Annotated in this window: 22 protein-coding genes; 4 read left to right on the top strand and 18 right to left on the bottom strand. The window is 52.3% G+C overall.

What is annotated here, in order from left to right; translation table 11 throughout:
- Positions 1 to 45 precede the first annotated feature (45 nt).
- From AACH41_RS03400 to pdxJ, 8 genes are all read right to left on the bottom strand, one after another.
- Complete coding sequence (locus AACH41_RS03400) at positions 46 to 1590, bottom strand: cryptochrome/photolyase family protein (protein WP_338656744.1); 1545 nt, start codon at positions 1588 to 1590, stop codon at positions 46 to 48.
- The gene (locus tag AACH41_RS03395) at positions 1587 to 1679 is read right to left on the bottom strand and encodes a DUF2256 domain-containing protein (protein ID WP_338657571.1); all 93 of its coding nucleotides are present in this window, start codon (positions 1677 to 1679) and stop codon (positions 1587 to 1589) included. Before AACH41_RS03395 ends, AACH41_RS03400 begins: the two co-directional genes overlap by 4 nt.
- Before the next feature lie 65 nt (positions 1680 to 1744).
- Positions 1745 to 2575 (bottom strand): triose-phosphate isomerase, encoded by an 831-nt coding sequence (gene tpiA / locus AACH41_RS03390; RefSeq protein WP_275356770.1) that lies wholly within the window; start codon positions 2573 to 2575, stop codon positions 1745 to 1747.
- 124 nt (positions 2576 to 2699) lie between these two features.
- On the bottom strand, positions 2700 to 3734 hold the full coding sequence (gene fba, locus AACH41_RS03385) for a class II fructose-bisphosphate aldolase (protein WP_194749496.1): 1035 nt from the start codon (positions 3732 to 3734) through the stop codon (positions 2700 to 2702).
- Positions 3735 to 3747: 13 nt separating this feature from the next.
- A complete protein-coding gene (locus tag AACH41_RS03380) occupies positions 3748 to 4743 on the bottom strand; it encodes a class 1 fructose-bisphosphatase (RefSeq protein ID WP_338656740.1) in 996 nt (331 codons plus the stop codon).
- Between the two features lie 218 nt (positions 4744 to 4961).
- On the bottom strand, positions 4962 to 5774 hold the full coding sequence (locus AACH41_RS03375; RefSeq protein ID WP_338656738.1) for a tRNA threonylcarbamoyladenosine dehydratase: 813 nt from the start codon (positions 5772 to 5774) through the stop codon (positions 4962 to 4964).
- 5 nt (positions 5775 to 5779) lie between these two features.
- A complete protein-coding gene (acpS, locus tag AACH41_RS03370) occupies positions 5780 to 6160 on the bottom strand; it encodes a holo-ACP synthase (protein ID WP_338656736.1) in 381 nt (126 codons plus the stop codon).
- A 30-nt stretch (positions 6161 to 6190) separates the two neighbouring features.
- On the bottom strand, positions 6191 to 6919 hold the full coding sequence (gene pdxJ / locus AACH41_RS03365; protein WP_338656735.1) for a pyridoxine 5'-phosphate synthase: 729 nt from the start codon (positions 6917 to 6919) through the stop codon (positions 6191 to 6193).
- Between the two features lie 270 nt (positions 6920 to 7189).
- Between pdxJ and AACH41_RS03360 the strand changes: the two genes are divergently transcribed.
- Both AACH41_RS03360 and AACH41_RS03355 read left to right on the top strand, forming a co-directional pair.
- On the top strand, positions 7190 to 8839 hold the full coding sequence (locus tag AACH41_RS03360; protein WP_338656734.1) for a hypothetical protein: 1650 nt from the start codon (positions 7190 to 7192) through the stop codon (positions 8837 to 8839).
- An 81-nt stretch (positions 8840 to 8920) separates the two neighbouring features.
- Complete coding sequence (locus tag AACH41_RS03355) at positions 8921 to 9409, top strand: PEP-CTERM sorting domain-containing protein (RefSeq protein ID WP_338656732.1); 489 nt, start codon at positions 8921 to 8923, stop codon at positions 9407 to 9409.
- 163 nt (positions 9410 to 9572) lie between these two features.
- Here the strand turns inward: AACH41_RS03355 and recO are convergent, their stop codons facing one another.
- Genes recO through lepA form a run of 6 tightly spaced genes read right to left on the bottom strand, consistent with a single transcriptional unit; the run spans position 9573 to position 15014 of the window.
- Positions 9573 to 10325: a DNA repair protein RecO gene (gene recO, locus AACH41_RS03350; RefSeq protein ID WP_338656731.1), complete on the bottom strand. Its 753-nt coding sequence runs from the start codon at positions 10323 to 10325 to the stop codon at positions 9573 to 9575.
- 30 nt (positions 10326 to 10355) lie between these two features.
- Positions 10356 to 11258 (bottom strand): GTPase Era, encoded by a 903-nt coding sequence (gene era, locus AACH41_RS03345; protein WP_194749481.1) that lies wholly within the window; start codon positions 11256 to 11258, stop codon positions 10356 to 10358.
- Positions 11255 to 11926 (bottom strand): ribonuclease III, encoded by a 672-nt coding sequence (rnc, locus tag AACH41_RS03340; RefSeq protein ID WP_194749480.1) that lies wholly within the window; start codon positions 11924 to 11926, stop codon positions 11255 to 11257. Before rnc ends, era begins: the two co-directional genes overlap by 4 nt.
- 22 nt (positions 11927 to 11948) lie before the next feature.
- Entirely contained in the window at positions 11949 to 12302 is a 354-nt protein-coding gene (locus AACH41_RS03335) for a DUF4845 domain-containing protein (RefSeq protein ID WP_338656730.1), read from the bottom strand.
- 47 nt (positions 12303 to 12349) lie between these two features.
- Positions 12350 to 13165, bottom strand: a complete 816-nt coding sequence (lepB, locus tag AACH41_RS03330) for a signal peptidase I (protein WP_194749478.1) — start codon at positions 13163 to 13165, stop codon at positions 12350 to 12352.
- A 49-nt stretch (positions 13166 to 13214) separates the two neighbouring features.
- A complete protein-coding gene (gene lepA, locus AACH41_RS03325; protein ID WP_194749477.1) occupies positions 13215 to 15014 on the bottom strand; it encodes a translation elongation factor 4 in 1800 nt (599 codons plus the stop codon).
- 279 nt (positions 15015 to 15293) lie between these two features.
- Here lepA and AACH41_RS03320 point away from each other — a divergent pair, with 279 nt between their 5' ends.
- Positions 15294 to 15851: a hypothetical protein gene (locus AACH41_RS03320; protein WP_338656729.1), complete on the top strand. Its 558-nt coding sequence runs from the start codon at positions 15294 to 15296 to the stop codon at positions 15849 to 15851.
- 68 nt (positions 15852 to 15919) lie between these two features.
- Here the strand turns inward: AACH41_RS03320 and AACH41_RS03315 are convergent, their stop codons facing one another.
- The 4 genes from AACH41_RS03315 to rpoE all read right to left on the bottom strand — a co-directional run bounded on the left by AACH41_RS03315 (position 15920) and on the right by rpoE (position 19765).
- Positions 15920 to 17341, bottom strand: coding sequence for a DegQ family serine endoprotease (locus AACH41_RS03315; RefSeq protein WP_338656728.1), 1422 nt, complete (start codon positions 17339 to 17341; stop codon positions 15920 to 15922).
- Positions 17342 to 17580: 239 nt separating this feature from the next.
- Positions 17581 to 18534, bottom strand: a complete 954-nt coding sequence (locus AACH41_RS03310; RefSeq protein ID WP_338656727.1) for a MucB/RseB C-terminal domain-containing protein — start codon at positions 18532 to 18534, stop codon at positions 17581 to 17583.
- A 37-nt stretch (positions 18535 to 18571) separates the two neighbouring features.
- Entirely contained in the window at positions 18572 to 19036 is a 465-nt protein-coding gene (locus AACH41_RS03305) for a sigma-E factor negative regulatory protein (protein WP_194749474.1), read from the bottom strand.
- Positions 19037 to 19135: 99 nt separating this feature from the next.
- A complete protein-coding gene (gene rpoE, locus AACH41_RS03300) occupies positions 19136 to 19765 on the bottom strand; it encodes an RNA polymerase sigma factor RpoE (protein WP_194749473.1) in 630 nt (209 codons plus the stop codon).
- A 209-nt stretch (positions 19766 to 19974) separates the two neighbouring features.
- On the opposite strand from rpoE, the gene nadB reads away from it, so the two are divergent.
- Positions 19975 to 21585 (top strand): L-aspartate oxidase, encoded by a 1611-nt coding sequence (gene nadB / locus AACH41_RS03295; protein WP_194749472.1) that lies wholly within the window; start codon positions 19975 to 19977, stop codon positions 21583 to 21585.
- Positions 21586 to 21587: the final 2 nt, after the last annotated feature.

Below are 21587 nucleotides of genomic sequence, written 5' to 3'. Positions count from 1 at the left end.
TGACAGTTTTATGAAATTACATCTTTCTTAATTCACACCAGCCGCTTATAGCTGCGCGACGTGTTGCAATCGCAACCGGGCAGCCGTGGTGATCTCGCTCTTTTCTGCCGCGGAAAGTTTTGCCACATGTTTCACCATCAAACTGGTCCGCGGATTGCGTGCAAACAATGCCTCATGCTTGATTAAAAATGCCCAATACAAGGTGGTGAACGGGCAAGCCTGCGCCCCCGTTTTTTGTTTAGGGTCATATTTGCAGTGCTGGCAATAATTGCTCATGCGCTGGATGTATGCACCACTGGCCACATACGGCTTGCTGGTAAAGCGGCCGCCGTTGGCAAACAGGGCCATACCCGCGACATTGGGTAACTCCACCCACGCCACTGCATCAACATACACCGCCAAAAACCAGTCCGAAACCTGTTGCGGGGACAATTCTGCCAGCGTTGCAAACAAGCCGAGCACCATCAGACGCTGAATATGATGCGCATAACCATGCTGCAAGGTTTGCCCGATACACTGCGATAAACACTGCATGCCAGTTTGCCCCGTCCAGAACCAGGCGGGCAGCGCCCCTTGATGGTTAAAATAATTGGCCTTTTCCAGCGCGGGCATTTCCAGCCAATATACGCCACGGATAAACTCGCGCCAGCCCAAAATCTGCCGGATAAAGCCCTCCACACTGGCCAAAGGCGCTTGCCCCTGCCGATACGCCTGCTCAGCGGCGGCAATCACTTCGCGCGGATTGAGCAATTTGAGGTTTAAGGCCGAGGCCAGCAGTGAATGCCACAAGTATGGCTCTGCTTGCCACATCGCATCTTGATATGGGCCAAACCGCGCCAGCTTTTCTGCAACAAAATGTGCCAGCAAGGTGAGTGCTTGCTCACGGGTGACCGCCCATTGAAAGTCATCCAAGGCTCCCGGATGATCATGAAAGCTCTGATTGACCAGGGTCATCACGGCCTGGGTCACAGCATCAGGTGCAAAAGTAGGTGGTGGCCGCAGGTCTTGTGGCCCCAGCTTGCCCAAAGACTGACGATTGTCCTGGTCATAGTTCCAGTCGCCGCCCTCGGGCGCATCCCCCGCCATCAGAATCTGGTATTTTTTACGCATGCTGCGGTAAAAAAACTCCATGCGCAAAGAAGTATTTTTTTCACCATAGTGATCCGCCCAGCGCTTGAACTGGTCGATGCTGCACATAAAATGGGTGTCTTGCAGCACCTGCAGCGGCGTAGCACATTGCTCAGCTAAGGCCTGTAATTGCTGCCAGATGCGCCAGTCACCGGGCTCACATACTTTGAGGGCGAGAGGCCGATGCTGCTGCACCATCGCTTGCCAAACGGCTGGCAAATCGGGATAAGTGTGATCATCCAGCGCAAAATAGGTCAGCGGAAAGGATTGTGCACGCAAGCACTCGGCAAAATGCCGCATGGCAGAAAGAAACAGGGTAATGCGCTGACGGTGTGACCAAACATGGGTAGACTCTTGTCTGACCTCGGCCATCACAATATGGTCTTGCGCAGGATCAAAATCCAGCAGGGCCGGGTTATCCAGTGTCAGCTGGTCACCCAAAATAATCACCAGATGCCTCATGACGCTTTTGTGCGAGGCTGACGGCGACAACGTTCAGAACAATATTTGACCTGTTCCCAATTCTTGGCCCAGGCCTTGCGCCAGGTCATGGGCTTGCCACATTGCTGGCAAAGCTTGCTTGGTAGCTGTGTCTTGTTGCCTTTGAAGTCTGAAATCATGCCTCAAAGACTGGAATGGCGTCCGATGGTTCCTTAAATACCTTTTTTTGCTGATAGCAGCGGCTGGCAATCTTGCAGATTTCGATAAAGTCTTCCGCCACCAGCGCCGCACGCCCAAGCAAGCCGCCATCAATATCTGGCATGCTCAACAAGCTGTGGGCATTTTGCGGGGTCATGCTGCCGCCATACACAATGCGGATTTGGTCGGCAAATTCGCGATCACGCTCGGCAATCATCATGCGGATAAACGCATGCATCCGCTGCGCCTGATCCGGGCTGGCATGCTCGCCGGTGCCGATCGCCCACACCGGCTCATAGGCGATCACCATATTGAATTTTTTGGCCAGCGCAAATGCTTCGTCATCCAAGCCGTAGACCACATTCAGCATCTGGTTACGCACAATCAACTCGGCCATATCGCCATCGCGCTCATCTAGCGTTTCACCCACACAAAAAATCGGCGTCAGCCCGGCATGCAGGGCATTGAGCATGCGCTTGGTGGCAACCTGATTGCTTTCCAGCTTGAGCGCACGGCGCTCGGAATGCCCGATAATGGTGTAGGTGCAACCGAACTCGGCGACCATTTTGGCCGAAATACAGGAGGTAAATGCGCCCTCTGTATACTGGCTGACATTTTGCGCGCCCCAGGCAATGGCCGAATCCTGCAACAGGGCTTGCGCCTGAAACAGGTAGACATAGGGCAGGCAGACCGCCGCATCCATGCCCTGCAGATCGTGCAGTTCTTGCTTGAGACGGTTGAGTAAGCCCTGGTTTTCGAGCAACCCACCGTGTAGCTTCCAGTTACCAACCACTAATTTTTGTCGCATGATGTTTCCTTTATTCATGCCCCCTCGTGCGGATTGTTGATGTGCTCAACTTATGTTTTTACTTGTCTTTTTACTGACCTTGTTGCTTGCGTTGATGATGCGTTCAACCCGGTGTCACCGGCGGTTAATAAATAGCCGCCATTTTCTCCAGTGAAATCACCTTGATTTTGCTGGCCTGACCGGCACTGCCAAAAGCCTCAAACCGCTCTTTGCACAAATGCTGCGCCGCGGTAATCGCTTCCTTGAAGTATTTGCGCGGATCGAACTCTTCAGGATGCTCGGCCATATGTGCGCGGATCGCCGCAGTCATTGCCAGACGGATATCGGTATCAATATTGACCTTGCGCACCCCGTTTTTAATGCCCTCGACAATTTGAGACACTGGCACGCCATAGGTTTCCTTGATATTGCCACCATATTGCCGGATCTGCTCCAGTAAAGACTGTGGCACGCTGGAGGAACCATGCATCACCAGATGCGTATTGGGGATTTTGGCGTGAATCTCGCGAATACGTTTAATCGACAAGGTTTCGGCTGAAGGCGGCCGTGTAAATTTATAGGCGCCATGGCTGGTCCCAATGGCAATCGCCAGCGCATCGACCTTGGTGGCCGCGACAAAGGCAGCCGCTTCGTCAGGGTCCGTCAGCAGCTGCGACTCGTCCAGTTTGCCTTCCGCGCCTACGCCATCTTCCTCGCCTGCCATGCCGGTTTCAAGCGAACCCAACACCCCGAGCTCGCCTTCCACCGAGACACCCACCGCATGCGCAAACTCAACCACTCGGCGGGTCATCTCGACATTGTATTCATAACTGGCCGGTGTTTTACCGTCCTCTTTGAGCGAACCATCCATCATCACGCTCGAGAATCCACTACGGATCGCCATCTGGCAGACCTTGGGCGAAGCGCCATGGTCCTGGTGCATACACACCGGAATATGCGGATACTGCTCAATCGCTGCTTCCACCATTTTGCGCAGAAAAGACTCGCCCGCATAACCGCGCGCACCGGCAGAAGCCTGTAAAATCACCGGGCTATCCACCTCATCCGCCGCCTTCATGATGGAGAGAATCTGCTCCATATTGTTGATATTGAAGGCGGGCAGTCCATAACTGTGTTCGGCCGCGTGGTCCAATAATTGTCTGAGCGAAATTAATGCCATATGTCACACTCCTTTAGTCGGTAACTTGCGGATGATCACTGTCTTGCCAATGATACTCGCGCAAGCGCTGTATTTCCTGTTTGGCGCCTAACAGTACCGGCACGCGTTGATGACAACTGTCCGGCTGGATAGCCAGAATCGGCTGCTTGCCGTCTATGCTCTCGCCCCCGGCCTGGCTTACCAGCAAGCTCATCGGGTTTGCTTCATAAAGTAATCTTAACCGCCCGGCCCTGACAGGTTGCTTACGGTCGTGCGGATAAAGAAACACGCCGCCTCGGGTTAAAATCCGGTGCACATCCATGACCATACTGGCGCACCAGCGCATATTGAAGTCGCGACCGCGCGGACCATCCGCGCCTTGCAGGCATTCGTTGATGTAACGCTGCATGGCAGGCGCCCAGTAGCGCTGGTTACTGGCATTGATGGCAAATTCCGAGGTCTCCTCGGCGATTTGTACCGTTTGCTGAGTCAACATAAAGGTATTGCTGTCATGTTCCAGCGTAAACACATGGGTGCCTTGTCCCAGCGTCAGCACCATTAAGGTGGCCGGCCCATACATGAGATAGGCTGCGGCACGCTGGTCCTGGCCGGGTTGTAAAAAGGCCTGCTCACCGAGGGTGGAGACCCCAATATTCGGCAGCACCGAAAAAATACTGCCGACCACGCCGTTAATCGTCAGGTTAGAAGAGCCATCCAGCGGATCCATACTGACCAAAAATGGTGCATCCAGCGTCTCAAACAGCACCGGATGATCTTCTTCTTCTGACAGGACCCCAGCGACCACCGCAGAAGCGCGCAGTTGCGCCACCGCCAGTTCATGGCTGCGGATATCCAGCTTCATCTGGGTTTCGCCCTGCACATTGGTGCTGGTCATTTTTTCAGTCACGCCCTGCAGCGCCCCTTGGCGGATCAGCGCCGCAATCTCAATGCCCGCCTGGGCCAAATGAGAGACCAGTACATTCAGGCCGTGATTTACAGAGACTTTTTCTAAGAACACCTCTAATTGCATGGCAATCACCTTCAGGTTGAATATTGTTAGGCCATGTCACACTGTAACATTGATAGCCGTCATTAAAAGAGCGATGACGCACTGAAATCCAGTGCAGTTATCCCGCACAGGCTATAAAGAATTGCATGCAATGTTTATGCCTGCTATCTGGTAGACGCCCTCACACTGACAATGTTCAACCCAATTGATGACAGCCATGCTGTCGCAGCGGGGAATAGTTAAGGTGGCAGATTGGAAGCTGCTGCAGAAAGTAGCTGTTGAATCGCCTGCTGCGCGGCAATAAAGCCCGCACTCGCCGTCACGCAGATACTGGAACCATAGCCCGCACAATTCAGGCCAGTCAGGCCGGCTTGAGGCGTCTCGCAAGCCTCTTGCGGGCGCTCCACGGGCTCATCTGAATACACGGCTATCAGGCCAAACTTGCTTGATTTTTTGTGATCCGAGGCTTTGGGAAAGCCATGGTCACGGCGCAATTGATTACGCACTTTTGACAGCATGCGGTCACCCTGCACATGCGCGAGGTCCGCCAGGCGCAACCGCGTCGCATCAAGCTTGCCCCCGGCGCTGCCCACCATCACCAGCGGTAAGCTGTGTTGTTTGCAATAAGCCGCCAGCGCAATTTTGGCTTTGGTGTCATCCATGCAGTCCACAATCAGGTCTGGTTGCCCGGCCAGCATTTGCGCGAGATTGTCCGGCGTCACAAAATCCTCAATCTCGTTCACGACACATACGGGATTAATTTCGGCAATCCGCTCCTGCATGGCCGTGACCTTGGCCTTGCCCAGATTGCCTGACAGTGCATGAATCTGGCGATTCATGTTCGATTCGGCAATATTATCCAGGTCTACCAGCGTGAGCTTGCCCACCGCATTGCGCGCCAGTGCCTCAGCGGCCCAGGAGCCAACACCACCGATGCCGATCACCATGACATGCGATTGCTGCAAACGCGCCAGGCCCGGCTCACCATACAAGCGGCGCACGCCGGAAAAGCGGCGCGCCATCTCGACATCGACAGACAAGTCCAAATCCATTACCCCTAGCTCGTTTCCAGCACCACATACGCCAGGGCAAGATTTTTCTCATCACTGATGCTGATATGCGACTGGTGGATATGATGCTGTTTGAGAAAAGCCTGTAAGGCACTGGACAATTGGAGCAAGGGACGCCCCAAGGCATCATGCGTCACCGCGATGTTATGGAAGCTGACTTCACCGCGAATGCCGGTACCGATGGCTTTGGCAAAGGCTTCTTTCGCCGCAAACCGCTTGGCCAGAAAGCGGGCTTTGAGCTGGCTAGCCTCATAATCCGGCCACTCAACCTCTGCCAGAATGCGCTTGGCAAAGGCCTCGCCAAACTGCTCCAGTGACGCCTGAATGCGCTCAACTTCAACAATATCCGCGCCTATGCCATAAATCATCGCCACTCCTTCTCCGCCATGGATGCGTGTTTATCTGCTGGAAAACTCTTTCATCAGTGCTTTCATTTCGCGCACGGCATGGTCCCAGCCCACAAACAAGGCATGCGCCACAATCGCGTGGCCGATATTCAGCTCTTCAAAGCCTGGCAAACGCGCAATATGATGCACATTGTGATAATGCAGGCCATGACCAGCATTCACCACCAAGCCGGCGGCTTTGGCATGGTTAAGCGCAGTGGTGATTTTATCCAGTTCGGCCAGTTGCGCTTTTTCAGTTTCCGCATCGGCAAAGGTGCCGGTATGCAACTCAATCACAGGTGCGCCCATCTTGGCGGCGGCATCAATTTGCGCCAGATCGGGTGCAATAAACAAGGAGACACGGATACCTTGCTCAGACAGTTTTTTAACGGCGTGTTCGACTTTGACATAGTGGGTCAATACATCCAGCCCGCCTTCCGTCGTGCGTTCTTCACGCCGCTCTGGCACCAGGCAGACATCCTGTGGTTTAACCTGAATGGCGATATCAATCATCTCGCTGGTCACCGCACATTCCAGGTTCATTTTGGTTTGCAGTAACGGCCGCAAGGCAAAAATATCCGCATCCTGCATGTGGCGCCTATCCTCGCGCAAATGTAGCGTGATGCTGTCAGCGCCGGATTGTTCTGCACGCAATGCAGCCTGCACCACGCTGGGGTATTTGGTGCCACGCGCCTGACGGATGGTGGCCACGTGATCGATATTGACGCCTAGTTTTAACATAGTTAACTGATAAGAGAACGGACAAAGCCCTATTTTACCTGCTGACAGTGTAAAACCATACCATTAAGCGCTGCCATCAACCATCAATCTGCGGAGCAGTCTGTGTAGATCACCAGCAAATGGGACCACAGTGCATGCCTAGGCCGCTGTCACGCGAATATATCTCGGCCGTCATCAAAGATTAACCCGCGTCCGCCATCATGCCCGCGTAGTAAACACTTTCAACACTACCATGCCCCTGCCAGGGGATGTTAATCAAGCGGGATAATTGTGAATAAATCAAAAGTATTTAAATCAACGGCCATGGTGACCGCTGTCGCGGGCCTGTCATTCGGTGCCGTGTCGTTAGTCTCTGGCCTGGAAGTCAAGCCTATGCCTGCCGCTACCGAAGGTAAAGGTTCCTGGATGGCTGGTGACCTGCATACCCATACCGTGGAGTCTGATGACTCTCGCACGACGCAGACGCTGGACTTTTTGCTGGACAAGGCGCTGGGCACTTACAAACTGGACTGGATGATTCTGAGCAATCATTTGCGCTCTTCCAAATATGATCAGAACGGCAATTTGCTGGCCAAACCCGTGCCATTTGCCTATGCGATGGAGTCGATTGAGATTCCGCACGTGAAAGACATGCAGGCAAGCGGCACTTACGCAGACAAGATGATACTCTCGGCGGCAGAATGGGATATGCCTACCCACGACCATGCCAATGTAGTCATGTTCCAGAATGAATCGACGCTGGAGACTTCTACCGATGGTGCTAAAGAATTCCAGTATCTGTTTACCACCCTGTCTGAATCGTTGTTTAACCCGCAGGATGTCGCGGCCTGGAAAAACAGGAATGGTTCGATTCGCCCTAACCAAACCGGCACAGACGCCTTATCAGCAATCGCCTGGTTAAAAACCCATTATCCGACCACCAGCTTTGCCACCATCAACCACCCGTCTCGCAATCCAAACAAATATACGATCAAGGACTTTCGTCAAATGAATGACTTGGCCCCGGATATCGTATTTATGATTGAAGGCATGGTCGGTAACCAGATGGAGCCTGACCGCGGCGGCTATACCTCTGCCTATATTGACGCGAACCTGCCTAACCGCACCTATGGCGGCGTGGACGCCGTTGTTGCCAAAGTGGGCGGCGTATGGGATGCGCTGTTAGGCGAAGGTCGCCACGTTTGGAACATCGCAGACTCCGATTCACACTTCAAGATTGATGCGGCCAGCAATAGCAGCGGCTACTATCCAGGCGAATATGCCAAGAACTACGTGTGGATGCCAGAAAGCGGCAAAGGCACAGCCACCGGCTTGATTGCCAGCCTGCGTGAAGGCCGTATGTTTGGCGTGTTTGGTGACTTGATCAATGCGCTGGACTTCCGCGTCGTCGGTTCGTCTGGCACCGCCTTTATAGGGCAGGAAATCAAAGTCGGCGCTGGTGAAAAAATCAAGTTAACTTTCCGCTTCAAGAGCCCGGATCTCAACAACTACCTGAAGCCGGTTGATGGTAACACCCTCGCCAACATGAAACCTGTGGTCAACCATGTGGACTTAATTGTCGGTGATGTCACGCCCAAAGCCAGCCCGGACTCTGCGGCTTACAACGTTGCCACCAACCCGTCTACACGCGTGCTGAAGCGATTCACCGCAGCCGACTGGAAAGTAGGCAAAGATGGGTTTGCCTCAGTGACTGTGCAACTGGTGGCCAACAAAAACCAGTACTTCAGATTGCGCGGCACCAATCTGGCGGTGGATGCGCCTGGATTCAGCTACAACGGCGAACCGCTGGCAGACCAGAAAACCTGGGTACTGAACAATCAGGGCGGCGTGGATAACAATGGTCGTGTCAACGCGATTAACGACCGCAACTACAGCAGCCTGTGGTTTTACTCCAACCCGGTGTTCGTTTCCGTTCGTTAAGATGAAATAGGAGGCGCAAGACGCGCCTCTACATCGACACATGACGGGCGTTTGATTGATTTAACTTTTTTAGGATTTGTGATGCAATTGATTAAATATTTAGTAGTGTTTCTGGCGCTCACCTTTGCTGGTAGCGGTGTAGCACTGGCCGATTATCGTTACAACATTGTGGCAGTCGATGATGTGAATGGCGACCCAACCTTCTCTGGCAGCATGACCACCAGCGCGCCATTTTCATTAAACTATCATTTCAGCGTGCTGGACTTTGTCCTGAATGACCCCTTGGACAACGTCAGCTATCGCTCTAGCGATGCCAGCATTAGCATAGACAAACAGGGGTTTACGTTTGCAGCCAATAACGGCGCGTCGACGTTTATCCTGACGTTGTATCCTGATAATAGCTATTTCTCTGAGTTCACCGCACAGGGACTATCCACGGTCAGCAATTCGGGCTATTTCAGTTTTGTTCAGCAAACGGCAGCGGTTCCAGAGCCAGCCACCAACGCCCTGCTGTTAGCTGGCCTGGCTGTGTTTGTTTTAGTGGCCCGTCGCCAACAAAAAGCCGGTTAGTTTCAGCGTGGCCTTGTGAGATACTTCAAGGCCACGTCCGAATCAAGCGCGAGCAGTCAACTCATGACTGGTCGCTCAGGCAAGGTGAGGGATGATCTGCCACTCACCTTGCAACCCCAGATATCCTCGCTATCAGGACGTGAGACCGTAGCAACGGCCACCTTCAGAAGCCTTGTAAGTCCACCAGCAATTGCCGGGTATGCAAGGGCTTTTCACCCAGATAATGCTGTAATAAATAACGCATCAACTGCTTGCTTTGCGCTTGAGTGGTGCTATCGCTGTAGTCGCCACGCGCCATTTGTAGCAGCGTATTGCCCAGAATCAGCAGGCCGTTTTTAGTGGCGGACGGATCACAGGCGCCATAATCTGCCTCAAAACGGTAGGTGCTATCGGCATGGATGATTTCACCGTGTTCATCATGGGTGAGCGGAACGGCGTAGCCGAGTTCTTGCAACATTTTGAGTTCAAACTTGCGCATCACCATGGCCAGTTGCGTGCCATCTACCGGCATGGGCAGGGCCGACAGTGTCTGTACGGTTTGTGCGTAATATTCAAATAGCTGCACATGGGCATCGTCGCGCGGCAGCAGCCGCAGCAACAGCTCGTTCATGTAAAAGCCGCACATCAGCGCATCGCCCCTGAGCAAGGTGAGGCCGGTCATCCACTCCAGGTCATGCAGGGTTTTAAGCTCATTTTTACCCGACCAGGTGCCAGCCAGTTGCTGAAAAGACTGCAGCATGCCGCGCATGGCTGAAAGCGGGCGGCGCGCGCCTTTAGCCACGGCGGCAATGCGGCCCAGGTCGCGACTGAACATTTCGACGACCAGGCTGGTTTCTTTAAAGGGATAGGTATGAAGAATGAAAACCGGTTGCAGGCTTTGTTTGTGGCTGCCTGAATTAGAAGGTTTTACTGCCATGTGGATGCCAGTAGATAAGAACCTGCGAGGCTAGAAACCCAGGCTTTTTAGCGCGCGCGCATCGTCTGCCCAACCACCTTTTACCTTGACCCAGGTTTCAAGATAGACTTTGGAGCCAAACAGCTTTTCCATGTCCTGGCGCGCTTCGGTTGAAATCTGTTTTAATTTCTCGCCACCCTTGCCAATGATCATGGGCTTCTGGCTTTCTTTATCGACAATGATCGCGGCAAAAATGCGGCGCAGGTTTTTCACCGTTTCAAACTTTTCAATTTCAACCGTCACCGAGTAAGGCACTTCATCACCCAACAGGCGGAACACCTTTTCGCGGACCAGTTCGGCGGCCAGAAAGCGCTCGTTTTTATCCGTCAGTTCATCTTCGGCATACATGGCAGCTTGCTCGGGCAGATGCTCACGAATCGCGGCTAACAGCTCATCCAGATAAAGATTCTTTTTGGCACTAACCGGGATAATGCCCGCAAAGTCAAACAGCAAGTCAAAGTCCTGAATCAGGGGCAGCAAGTTGCCTTTGTCGCCCATGAGGTCGGCTTTATTCACCACTAGCAATACCGGTTTGTTCTTAGGCAGCAGTTTAAGCACCAGCTCATCGGCCTCGCCCAGTTTCATCGGCTCGATCACAAACAGTACCACATCGACTTCGGTCAATACCTGGGTGACGGTCTTATTAAGCGACTTATTGAGCGCGTTAATATGCTTTTGCTGAAAACCCGGGGTATCGACAAACAGAAACTGCGTGTCTTCAGTGGTATGAATCCCGAGCAGACGGTGACGGGTGGTCTGCGCCTTGCGCGAAGTAATCGCCAGCTTCATGCCCAGAATATGGTTGAGCAAGGTCGATTTGCCCACATTGGGTCTGCCCACGATGGCAATGGTGCCACAACGGAAATGGTCTGAGGCTGTTGTCTGTTCTGTCATGATTGTATCTTGTCCATGGCCAATTTGGCCGCTTGTTGCTCAGCCACGCGGCGGCTGGTGCCCACGCCTGTGGTCGTCAACTTGAGTTTTTTAATTTCACATTGCACGGTAAACGTTTGTGCATGTGCTTCGCCCTCGATAGAGACCACCTGATATTCAGGCAAATCCATTTTTTTGCTTTGCAGGTATTCCTGCAACTGCGATTTGGCATCCTTGTCGATCGATGTTGGATCTATGGTCTGCAGCTTGTCGCGATATAACAAGGCCACTACTTGCTGCGCAGCGTCAAAGCCGCCATCCAGATAGACAGCACCGACAATCGCCTCCAGCGCATCGGCCAGAATAGACGGGCGACGCCAACCCGCACTTTTTAACTCGCCCTCGCCCAACTTGAGCGCATCGCCCAAATGCAGGCTGATGGCAATCTCGGCCAGACTGGATTCTTTGACCAGCTTGGCCCGCAATCGGCTTAAATCGCCTTCGGGGATATCGGGAAACAAATTGAACAGCTGGTGGGCAATGATAAAGTTTAAAACGCTATCGCCTAAAAACTCCAGCCGCTCATTATTGGTGGCCGAAAAGCTGCGGTGCGTGAGCGCCTGCTGCAGCAAGTCAGGTTGCAAAAATTGGTAACCAATTCTGGTTTGTAAGACAGGCAGTACGCTCATTGAATGACGATCCCTTTTGCCACTAGGGTTTGCTGGCAGCATCAAAATCAATCAACAGAGACATGGTCTCAGTGAGCGGGATCTTTTTCTGGTAGCGCATGGCCACCGCCCCTGCACTGATTTCGAGCTCACGGCTGGAAACGTCTTTAATACTATCGACCTGCATCTGACGATCAAACGCCGTACGCATGTCCTGCTCGCTTTGCAACAGCGAGTCATGCGCAATCCGGTTAATGGTGGATTGAATCGAGAAATACTCCATATAGGCAGGCAAGGCTTTCAAGGCGACTAGGCCCAAAATGCCAAATGCCGTCAGTACCAGTAAAAAACCGATAAAGCCGATCCCGTGTTGATCAGAAATCTTTGAGTATTTCATAGATGCTTTCCTCAAAAAGAGACGTCTCGCCACGGCTGACCGCAGCATTAGCCGATACGTTGCCCGATACGGCGCCACTGGTCAAAATTGAACCAGATAAAGAAGGCTTTACCCACCAGATGTTTTTCGGCGACAAAGCCCCAGACACGGCTGTCAGAACTATTGTCACGGTTATCGCCCATGGCAAAGTATTCGCCTTCAGGCACGGTAATGGTTTCGCCCTGCATGAAGCGGTCACCCAGACTACCTGGGCCATATTGGTTCATGATGTCATGAATCAGTACATCATGCTTGACGTCGCCCAGTTGCTCGCTCAGGCGTGAGGCGGTGACATCCACCGCACGGGCGTTGCCGCTTTCGTCGTTAACGCTCAAGGCATATTGGTAAGGCGCGATAAAATCCAGGCTAATCACCTTGCCGTTAATAGTCAGCTGTTTGTCACGGTACTGAATCTTGTCGCCGGGCAGACCAACCACACGCTTGATATAGTCGATTGATGGGTCTGGCGGATAATGAAACACAAATACGTCACCACGCTGCGGCTTACCCATGGGGTAAAACACATTATTGAGGATGGGTACACGCAGGCCATAGGTGAATTTATTGACCAGAATATAGTCACCCGCCAACAGCGTCGGCATCATGGAGCCGGAAGGAATCTTGAATGGCTCGACGATAAATGAGCGGACGGTAAATACCAGCAGAATGACCGGGAAAAAGCTTTTACTGTATTCCACATACCATGGATCAGGCACCTCTCCGAGCGCACCGGCTTGGCGCTGCTTGCGCAGCACCAGGATATCCAGCAGCCAGATCACCCCTGACACCAGCAAAATCACCAACATAAAAATTGCAAAATACATGCTTGTTTCCTGAGTAAGCACCATCACGCGCGGTGATGATGAATCGTGATTATTTATCTTCTACACGCAAGATCGCCAGGAAGGCTTCTTGTGGAATTTCCACATTGCCCACCTGCTTCATACGCTTTTTACCTTCTTTTTGTTTTTCCAGCAACTTGCGCTTACGCGTAATATCGCCGCCGTAACATTTAGCCAGCACGTTTTTACGCATCGCCTTCACAGTTTCACGCGCAATAATATTGGCGCCGATCGATGCCTGGATGGCAATATCAAACATTTGCCGTGGAATCAGCTCGCGCATTTTAGAAACCAGTTCGCGGCCACGGTAAATGCTGTTGGCGCGGTGCACAATCAGGCTCAATGCATCCACACGCTCACCGTTCACCATGATATCCAGCTTGACCAGATCGGCCGCACGGAACTCGAGAAACTCGTAATCCATCGAGGCATAGCCACGCGAAACCGACTTCAGTTTATCAAAGAAATCGAGCACCACCTCATTCAGCGGCATTTCATAACTCAACATCACCTGGCGGCCCATATACTGCATATTACGCTGGACACCGCGCTTGTTATTACACAAGGTCATCACCGGCCCGACATAGTCTTGCGGCATGAGCAGATTGACTACAATCATGGGCTCACGGATTTCTTCAATGCGTGAAGGCTCAGGCAAACGTGACGGGTTCTCGATTTGTATGACCTCGCCGCTTTTGAGCAATAGCTCATAAATCACGGTAGGCGCGGTCGTAATCAGATCCATATCGTACTCACGCTCCAGGCGCTCTTGTACGATTTCCATATGCAACAAACCGAGGAATCCGCAGCGGAAACCAAACCCCAGTGCTGTGGAATTTTCTGGCTCAAACTGCAAGCTGGAGTCATTCAGGCTCAATTTTTCCAGCGCAGTACGCAAGGACTCAAACTGGTTGGATTCGACCGGATACAGCCCGGCAAACACTTGCGGCTTCACTTCTTTAAAGCCTGGCAGTGGTTCAGTGGCAGATTTCCCTGCCCCGGCAAGCGTCACCGTATCACCGACCTTGGCCGCCGCCAGCTCTTTAATGCCGGCAATGATAAAGCCGACCTCACCCGCGCTCAGTTGCTGACGCTGCAAGGACTTGGGCGTAAACACCCCCACCTGCTCACACAGGTATTCGGCACCGGTGGCCATCAGGCGGATTTTTTCCTTGGCGCGCAACACACCATCCACCACGCGCACCAGCATGACCACACCCACATAGTTGTCAAACCAGGCATCGATCACCAGCGCTTTCAATGGAGCCGACACATCGCCTCTAGGGGGTGGCACTTTGGCGACCACTTCTTCCAGCACATCGCGCACACCCTCGCCGGTTTTGGCTGAGCAACGCACCGCATCAGTGGCATCCACCCCAATCACATCTTCAATTTCCTGTGACACGCGCGCAGGGTCTGCCGATGGCAAGTCGATCTTGTTCAGGACGGGCGTCACTTCCACGCCGAGATCAATCGCGGTGTAGCAGTTAGCCACACTTTGCGCTTCGACGCCTTGCGAAGCATCCACCACCAGCAATGCACCTTCACAGGCCGATAAGGAGCGGCTGACTTCATAGCTGAAGTCAACGTGCCCAGGGGTATCAATCAGGTTGAGGAAATAGGTTTCGCCATTATTGGCTTTGTATTGCAACGCCGCTGTTTGTGCCTTGATCGTAATGCCACGTTCACGCTCGATATCCATGCTATCAAGCACTTGCGCTTCCATCTCGCGTGCTTCCAGGCCACCGCACAACTGGATAATGCGGTCAGCCAGTGTCGATTTGCCATGATCAATGTGGGCAATGATCGAAAAATTACGAATATTTTTCATGTTCTGTTATGCGTTATTTACAAGCAAGAAAGGCGCTTGAAGCGCCTTTCAAATCGTGCGTATTTTACAGCAAATGCATGAATATCAGTGATTTATTTTGTTTGCGGCAAGTGCGGGCGGCCCTGTAAAGCGCACAGCCAAACCCAGGAAAATTTCCCAATTAATCGCATTTTAATGCGAACAGCATGCTCGCCTGACCGTTCTGCATTAAAGTTTGCAAACGTCCACGCTTATGGGGACGCTGCATTCACTAAAAACATATTTCAGGGAGTAAATCTTATGTACAAAGTCGTGCTTGTATTCACTTCAGCACTGTTGGCTGGTTGTGCCTCACCCGCCGCCATTGACAAAATGACAGTCAAACCGGCCACTCACAGCTCTTTGCCTAATGCGCAACTTAAAGAAAACGTCACCATTCAAGCAGTCTCTGGCGGAAAATCGACCAATCCCCTGTGGGTTTCCAAGGTGGGCAATGATGGATTCAAGCAGGCACTTGAGGAGTCTTTGCGTAATGCACTGTTACTGAGCAACTCAGGACAAAGCAGCAAATACACACTGGACGCCAAATTACTAAGCCTGGATCAACCGGTTGCCGGGCTGGACATGACAGTGACAGCTGCCGTGGAGTACACCCTGACAGAACGCGCAACCCAAAAAGTCCTTTACTCAAAAATCATTTCTACGCCTTACACTGCGACGTTTAGCGACTCAGCGATTGGCTTTATTCGCATCAAAATTGCTAACGAGGGTGCCATCCATGAAAATATTCGCAGTGTGATTGAAGCGCTGAATCAATTAAAACTCAGCAGTGACAATATTTCCATGCTCGCCTACTAACCCCCGCCTCAAAAACAAAAAAAGACAGGGCGACCTGTCTTTTTTTGTTCACTGCAAGCAGCCGTACCTTATTTTACTTTAATCGGTACATACAGCGTGCTATCTCCACGCTGCACCAGCACAGCAATCGTTTTGCCACTGGCAACCGCATTGATCTGCTTGTTAAAGGCATCCACGCTCTGGCTTTCATTGTTATTCAGACCGAGAATGACATCACCGCGACGGATCCCGGCCTGTGCAGCCGCACCCACACTTTCAATCACAAGCAGGCCATTCTTGCCGTTGAGCTTTTTCTTTTGCTGTGGCGTCAATTCACGCAAGGTCAAGCCTATCTTGTTGGACTCTGCCTTAGTGGGTTCTTTGCTGGTTGCGGCAGCTTCAGGTTGCTCGCTCGGCATTTCACCAACGCCCAGCTGCAAGGTTTTACTGGCGCCTTTACGCAGGATTTCTACCGGCACCACTTTACCCGGTTTGGTGGCTGCCACCACACGAGGCAAATCACTCGATGTCGTAATCGGCTTGCCGTCAAACTTGAGAATAATGTCACCAGCTTCCAGCCCACCTTTGTCGGCCGGGCTGTTTTTCTCGACGCCTGCAATCAAGGCACCGCTGGTTTGCTTGAGACCAAAGGACTCAGCCAGGTCTTTGGTCACTTCCTGAATGCCAATCCCCAGCCAGCCGCGTGAAATGCGGCCATTGGCCTTGAGCTGGTTGGAAATATCAATGGCAACATCAATCGGAATACTGAATGACAAGCCCATGGAACCGCCATTCTTGCTGTAGATTTGCGAGTTGATGCCGACCACTTCACCGCGCAAGTTAAATAATGGCCCCCCCGAGTTACCCGGGTTAATGGCGACATCGGTTTGAATAAACGGGACATAGTTTTCTTGCGGTAAGGCGCGACCCTTGGCACTGACAATACCGGCCGTCATCGTGTTTTCGAGACCAAATGGCGAACCAATCGCTGCCACCCATTCCCCGACTTTCAACGCATTCGGGTCCCCTACAGTCACCTTGGGCAAGCCGGTCGCATCGATCTTAATCAAGGCCACATCGGTGCGCTTGTCCGCACCAATAATCTTGGCTTTGAATTCACGCTTGTCATACAGTTTCACCAGCACTTCATCGGCCTCGTTCACCACATGCGCGTTGGTTAAAATATACCCATCGCTACTCAGGATGAAGCCCGAGCCCAGTGACTGGGTTTTATAATCCTGCCCACCTTCCTGACCTGGCATCCCGGGCATGCCTGGAATGCCGAAGCGGCGCAAAAATTCTTGCAAGTTCTCATCGTTGGGCATGCCTGGAAAACCGATGGTACCGCCGCCGTGCACCACCGAAGTAATGCTGATATTCACGACTGCCGGACCTTGTTTTTCCGCCAGTTCGGTAAAATCAGGCAAGTCCTTTGCCTGGGCATGCAAGATTGGTTGGGTCAATGTGATGGCACACGCGAACATGAGGCCAGACATCCATCGTCTCATCATGATTATTCCTATCATTTAATGATTATTAAAAATTAAGTTGTTGATTGTACATGCCGACCATTCCTGACCAGCATGCGTTTGCTATTGCATGTAAATGGTGCCATTGCTGAGAAATACAAGCGCCAACTGAGACGCGCCAAAACACACCATAACAGCGAATTGAAGAGGATAGCAATGAAATATTGCGGCATGATTTCAAGGAGGCGGGACCAAGGCAAGCACAAACAGACAGGCAGCCATTACTTTTTGAAGGTCACTTGCTGCGCAATCTGTTCCACGGTTTGCGCCGGAACTTCCCCCACCACCACCAGCTGGTAGCCATTGAGGACATGGGCGTACACATTGGTAGAGCCCATATTTTTCTTACCGACGCGGGGCTGCATGCCTTTGACCATCGGCTCGACAAACAGTGACACCGAAGCCAATCCATCAGAAAAAATCCATTGTTGCACGGGAGCAGCCCTGCCGGGCACTTTTAAACTGATCTGGTCAACCTTTTTATAGCCCGTCGGCAAATTCGGCACCACCAGATTGTCTTCTACATGCGTAAGCTCGGTGGTGTCATCCATCACATAAGGCTTGGTCGCATCAATCTTGGGCTGAAACCAGTCCAGATCTTTGGTATGCAGCATAGACACCTGGTTAAACCCAATTTGCTCCAAGGTATGCCCTTGCATATCCATCATGCTCATTTTGAGCAACAAGCCATATTCAGTATCAGACCAGATACGATATTGGTAACGCAGATTGTCATTCGGCACCATGTCGATGACCTGGGCCAGACGCCCGGCAATGCGTTCCTGTCCGACAAACTTGAGCTTGTAATTTTGCTTGAGGGGATACAGCTGTGTGGGCAGCATGGCCGGAAACAGGTTTTGGCCTCGGCGCTTCTCGATCACGACCTTGTCATTTTTAGCATTAAAAATGACGATATCATCGCCTTCACTGAATACTTCACGTGGGCGGCCATCCAGCACCACATTGCGTGTGAATTCGCGGCCGCCTTCATAAATGTGGGTGATTTGCACCGAACGGATCATGGAGCCATTGTGATAGACAAACAGCCCCTGATAATTGAGCTCTCTGGCAGCAGAGGCGGTTTTCTGCATGGTTGACCATAAATCTTCTTCAGCAAAGGCTGCCTGCTGTACCATGAACAGGCATGAAATCGAAGCAACAATCCGCCAAAACATAGCAGTAGCAACAACCAAATGATGAGTGAAAGAAATTTTATTCGCCAGCCGTATAGGCAACATTATGCGTGTAATAAGTCACACTACTCGGCGCATAATTATGATGAGCCAATACATATTGCTCGGTATCATTGTCGGCAATCTGCGCAGGGGCAGGCGCCTCAGGTTGATTAAGCACAAACATGCCAACAAAAAAGGCAGCAGCCACAGACGCGGCAATAGACCAGGTGTACTTGTCAAAACGCGGGCGGATACGCGTCACTTTGTCGGCATTGGCGATGGCTTGCGGCGCCAATAGTGTCGGTTCATCTTCAAGTGCGGTCATAATGCGGCTGGTCATGTCTGACTGCATCCACAGCTCATCGCGCATGACGTCACGGATCACGTGATACTCGCGCCAGGCTTGTGCAACCTCGCCAGTAGATTTGGCCGCCAAGAATATATGTTCACAGCGTTCAACATCGACCTCACCGTCGACCAAGGCAGATAATTGCTGCTTCATAATAACCCCAAATCAATCAATGTTTTTATGTTAGCATTTAACAAAAAATTTGTCATAACACCTACACACCCAATCAAATTTTTATAACAAATCATGCCACTACCAGCGTTTATTGTGTGGCGTATCCAACAACGGCCTCAATTTCGCGGCAATGGTCTCACGGGCACGGAAAATACGGGATCGCACCGTGCCAATCGGGCACTGCATGACACTGGCAATGTCCTCATAACTCAAACCCTCTAGCTCACGCAAGGTGATCGCAGTGCGAAGCTCATCTGGCAACGCTGCAATCGCATCATTCACGGTTTGCGCAATTTCCTTGGTCATCAGGGATGTTTCAGGCGTCTCCATCGTACGCATGTCTTCACCTTCATCGAAATTCTCGACATCCTCAATTTCGACATCCTGCATCACCTGCGGCTTGCGGCCCATGGACACCAGATAATTCTTGGCCGTGTTAATGCCAATCCGGTACAACCAGGTATAAAACGCACTGTCCCCACGGAAGCTGTGCAGCGCACGATAAGCCTTGATAAAAGACTCCTGCACCACATCTTCCACTTCTGCCTGATCGCGGATCATACGCGACAGCAAGCGGCCCAACTTGCGATGGTATTTTTCCACCAGCAATCCAAAGGCGCGTTTATCGCCTTGTTGAGCGCGTTCAACCAGCATCTGGTCAAACTCTTTATTCTCTTGCTGTTTGGCGCTCGCCGCCTGAACAGTCATATCGCGATGACTCCCTTGGGTAATTTTATGATTGGGAGTAGTATACGCTTTTGTGTTATTTTCGACGAACCCAGTGCGCGTTAACGCCTCTAAATTTGCTGTGTGTAACATCGTCTCATCCCTTAGTATTGTTTGCAGTTGCAACACGCAATGCGAACACTAGTACGACTGACCGCCCTCTTCAAAAGTTCCGTTGACCACGCCCGTTTATGAATAAAGTGTTTGATGTCTTGATTATTGGTAGTGGCCTGGCTGGCCAATCGCTGGCCTTACGACTGGCCGATCAATACCGGGTATGCATCTTGAGCAAACGCGAACTGACCATGAGTGCCAGCAACTGGGCACAGGGCGGCATAGCGGCGGTACTCAATAGCGAAGATTCGGTAGAGGCGCATATCAAAGACACGCTGGACGCTGGCGCGGGCCTGTGCGACAGCGAAGTCACCCGCATGGTGGTAACCAGTGGTCGCGACAGCATAGACTGGTTATTGCAGCAAGGCGTGAATTTTACGCGTGAAGCTCAAGATGACCGCCTGCATCTCACCCGCGAGGGGGGGCACAGCCACCGGCGCGTCGTCCACGTGGCCGACGCCACGGGCCAGGCGGTGCAAACCACACTGACCGATCGCGTACGCGCGCATCCCAACATTACCATTCTGGAACACCATATTGCGGTGGACCTGATCACCACACACAAACTGTTCAAGCAAACCGAAAATGATGGCCCCAACCGTTGCCTGGGGGCCTATGTGCTCAACAACCAGACCGGCAAAGTAATCACACTGTCTGCCCAATACACAGTGACGGCCACAGGGGGCGCGGGTAAAGTCTATTTGTATACCACCAACCCTGACATCAGCACCGGCGACGGTATTGCCATGGCCTGGCGTGCGGGTTGCCGCGTGGCTAACCTGGAGTTTGTGCAGTTTCACCCCACTTGCCTGTATCACCCGCACGCCAAATCATTTTTGATTTCAGAGGTGCTGCGTGGCGAAGGCGGCTTGCTATTATTGCCTGATGGCACCCGCTTTATGCCTTGGCATGACGAGCGTGCGGAACTGGCCCCGCGCGATGTAGTTGCGCGCGCCATCGACTTCGAGATGAAAAAGCGCGGCCTGGATTGCGTTTACCTGGACATCAGCCATAAACCACTGGACTTCATCCAGTCTCACTTCCCGAATATTTACCAGCGCTGCCTGCAATTGGGCATTGATATCAGCAAGCAACCGATTCCCGTGGTGCCTGCAGCACATTACACCTGTGGCGGCGTCATGACCGACATCCATGGCCGCACCGATATTGACTGCCTGTATGCCATTGGCGAGACCGCCTGCACCGGCCTGCACGGCGCCAACCGCCTGGCCAGCAACTCCTTGCTGGAGTGTCTGGCCTTCAGTCGCAGCTGCGCCGAAGATATCCGGTCACAGGGTCAGCAACCGACCATTTCCTTGCCGGACTGGGACGAAAGCCGCGTTACCGACGCCGATGAAGAAGTACTGATCACCCACACCTGGGACGAGTTGCGCCGGTTCATGTGGAACTACGTAGGGATTGTGCGGACCACCAAACGCCTGAGCCGCGCACTGCATCGCATCCATATGCTGCGCGATGAAGTACATGAGTTTTACAGTAACTTTAAAGTCAGTCACGACCTCATCGAACTACGTAACCTGTTACAGGTGGCGGAATTGATTGTCCGCAGCGCCATCGAACGCCATGAAAGCCGTGGCTTGCATTACAGCAAAGACTACCCAGACCTGTTGCCCGAAGCCATTCCTACCGTCCTCACCCCGGACAACTATACCAGCTTGCTTGATTAGCG

Source organism: Methylophilus sp. DW102, assembly GCF_037076555.1.
GTDB classification, from domain to species: domain Bacteria; phylum Pseudomonadota; class Gammaproteobacteria; order Burkholderiales; family Methylophilaceae; genus Methylophilus; species Methylophilus glucosoxydans.
This window is presented reverse-complemented; position numbering and strand designations above follow the sequence as displayed.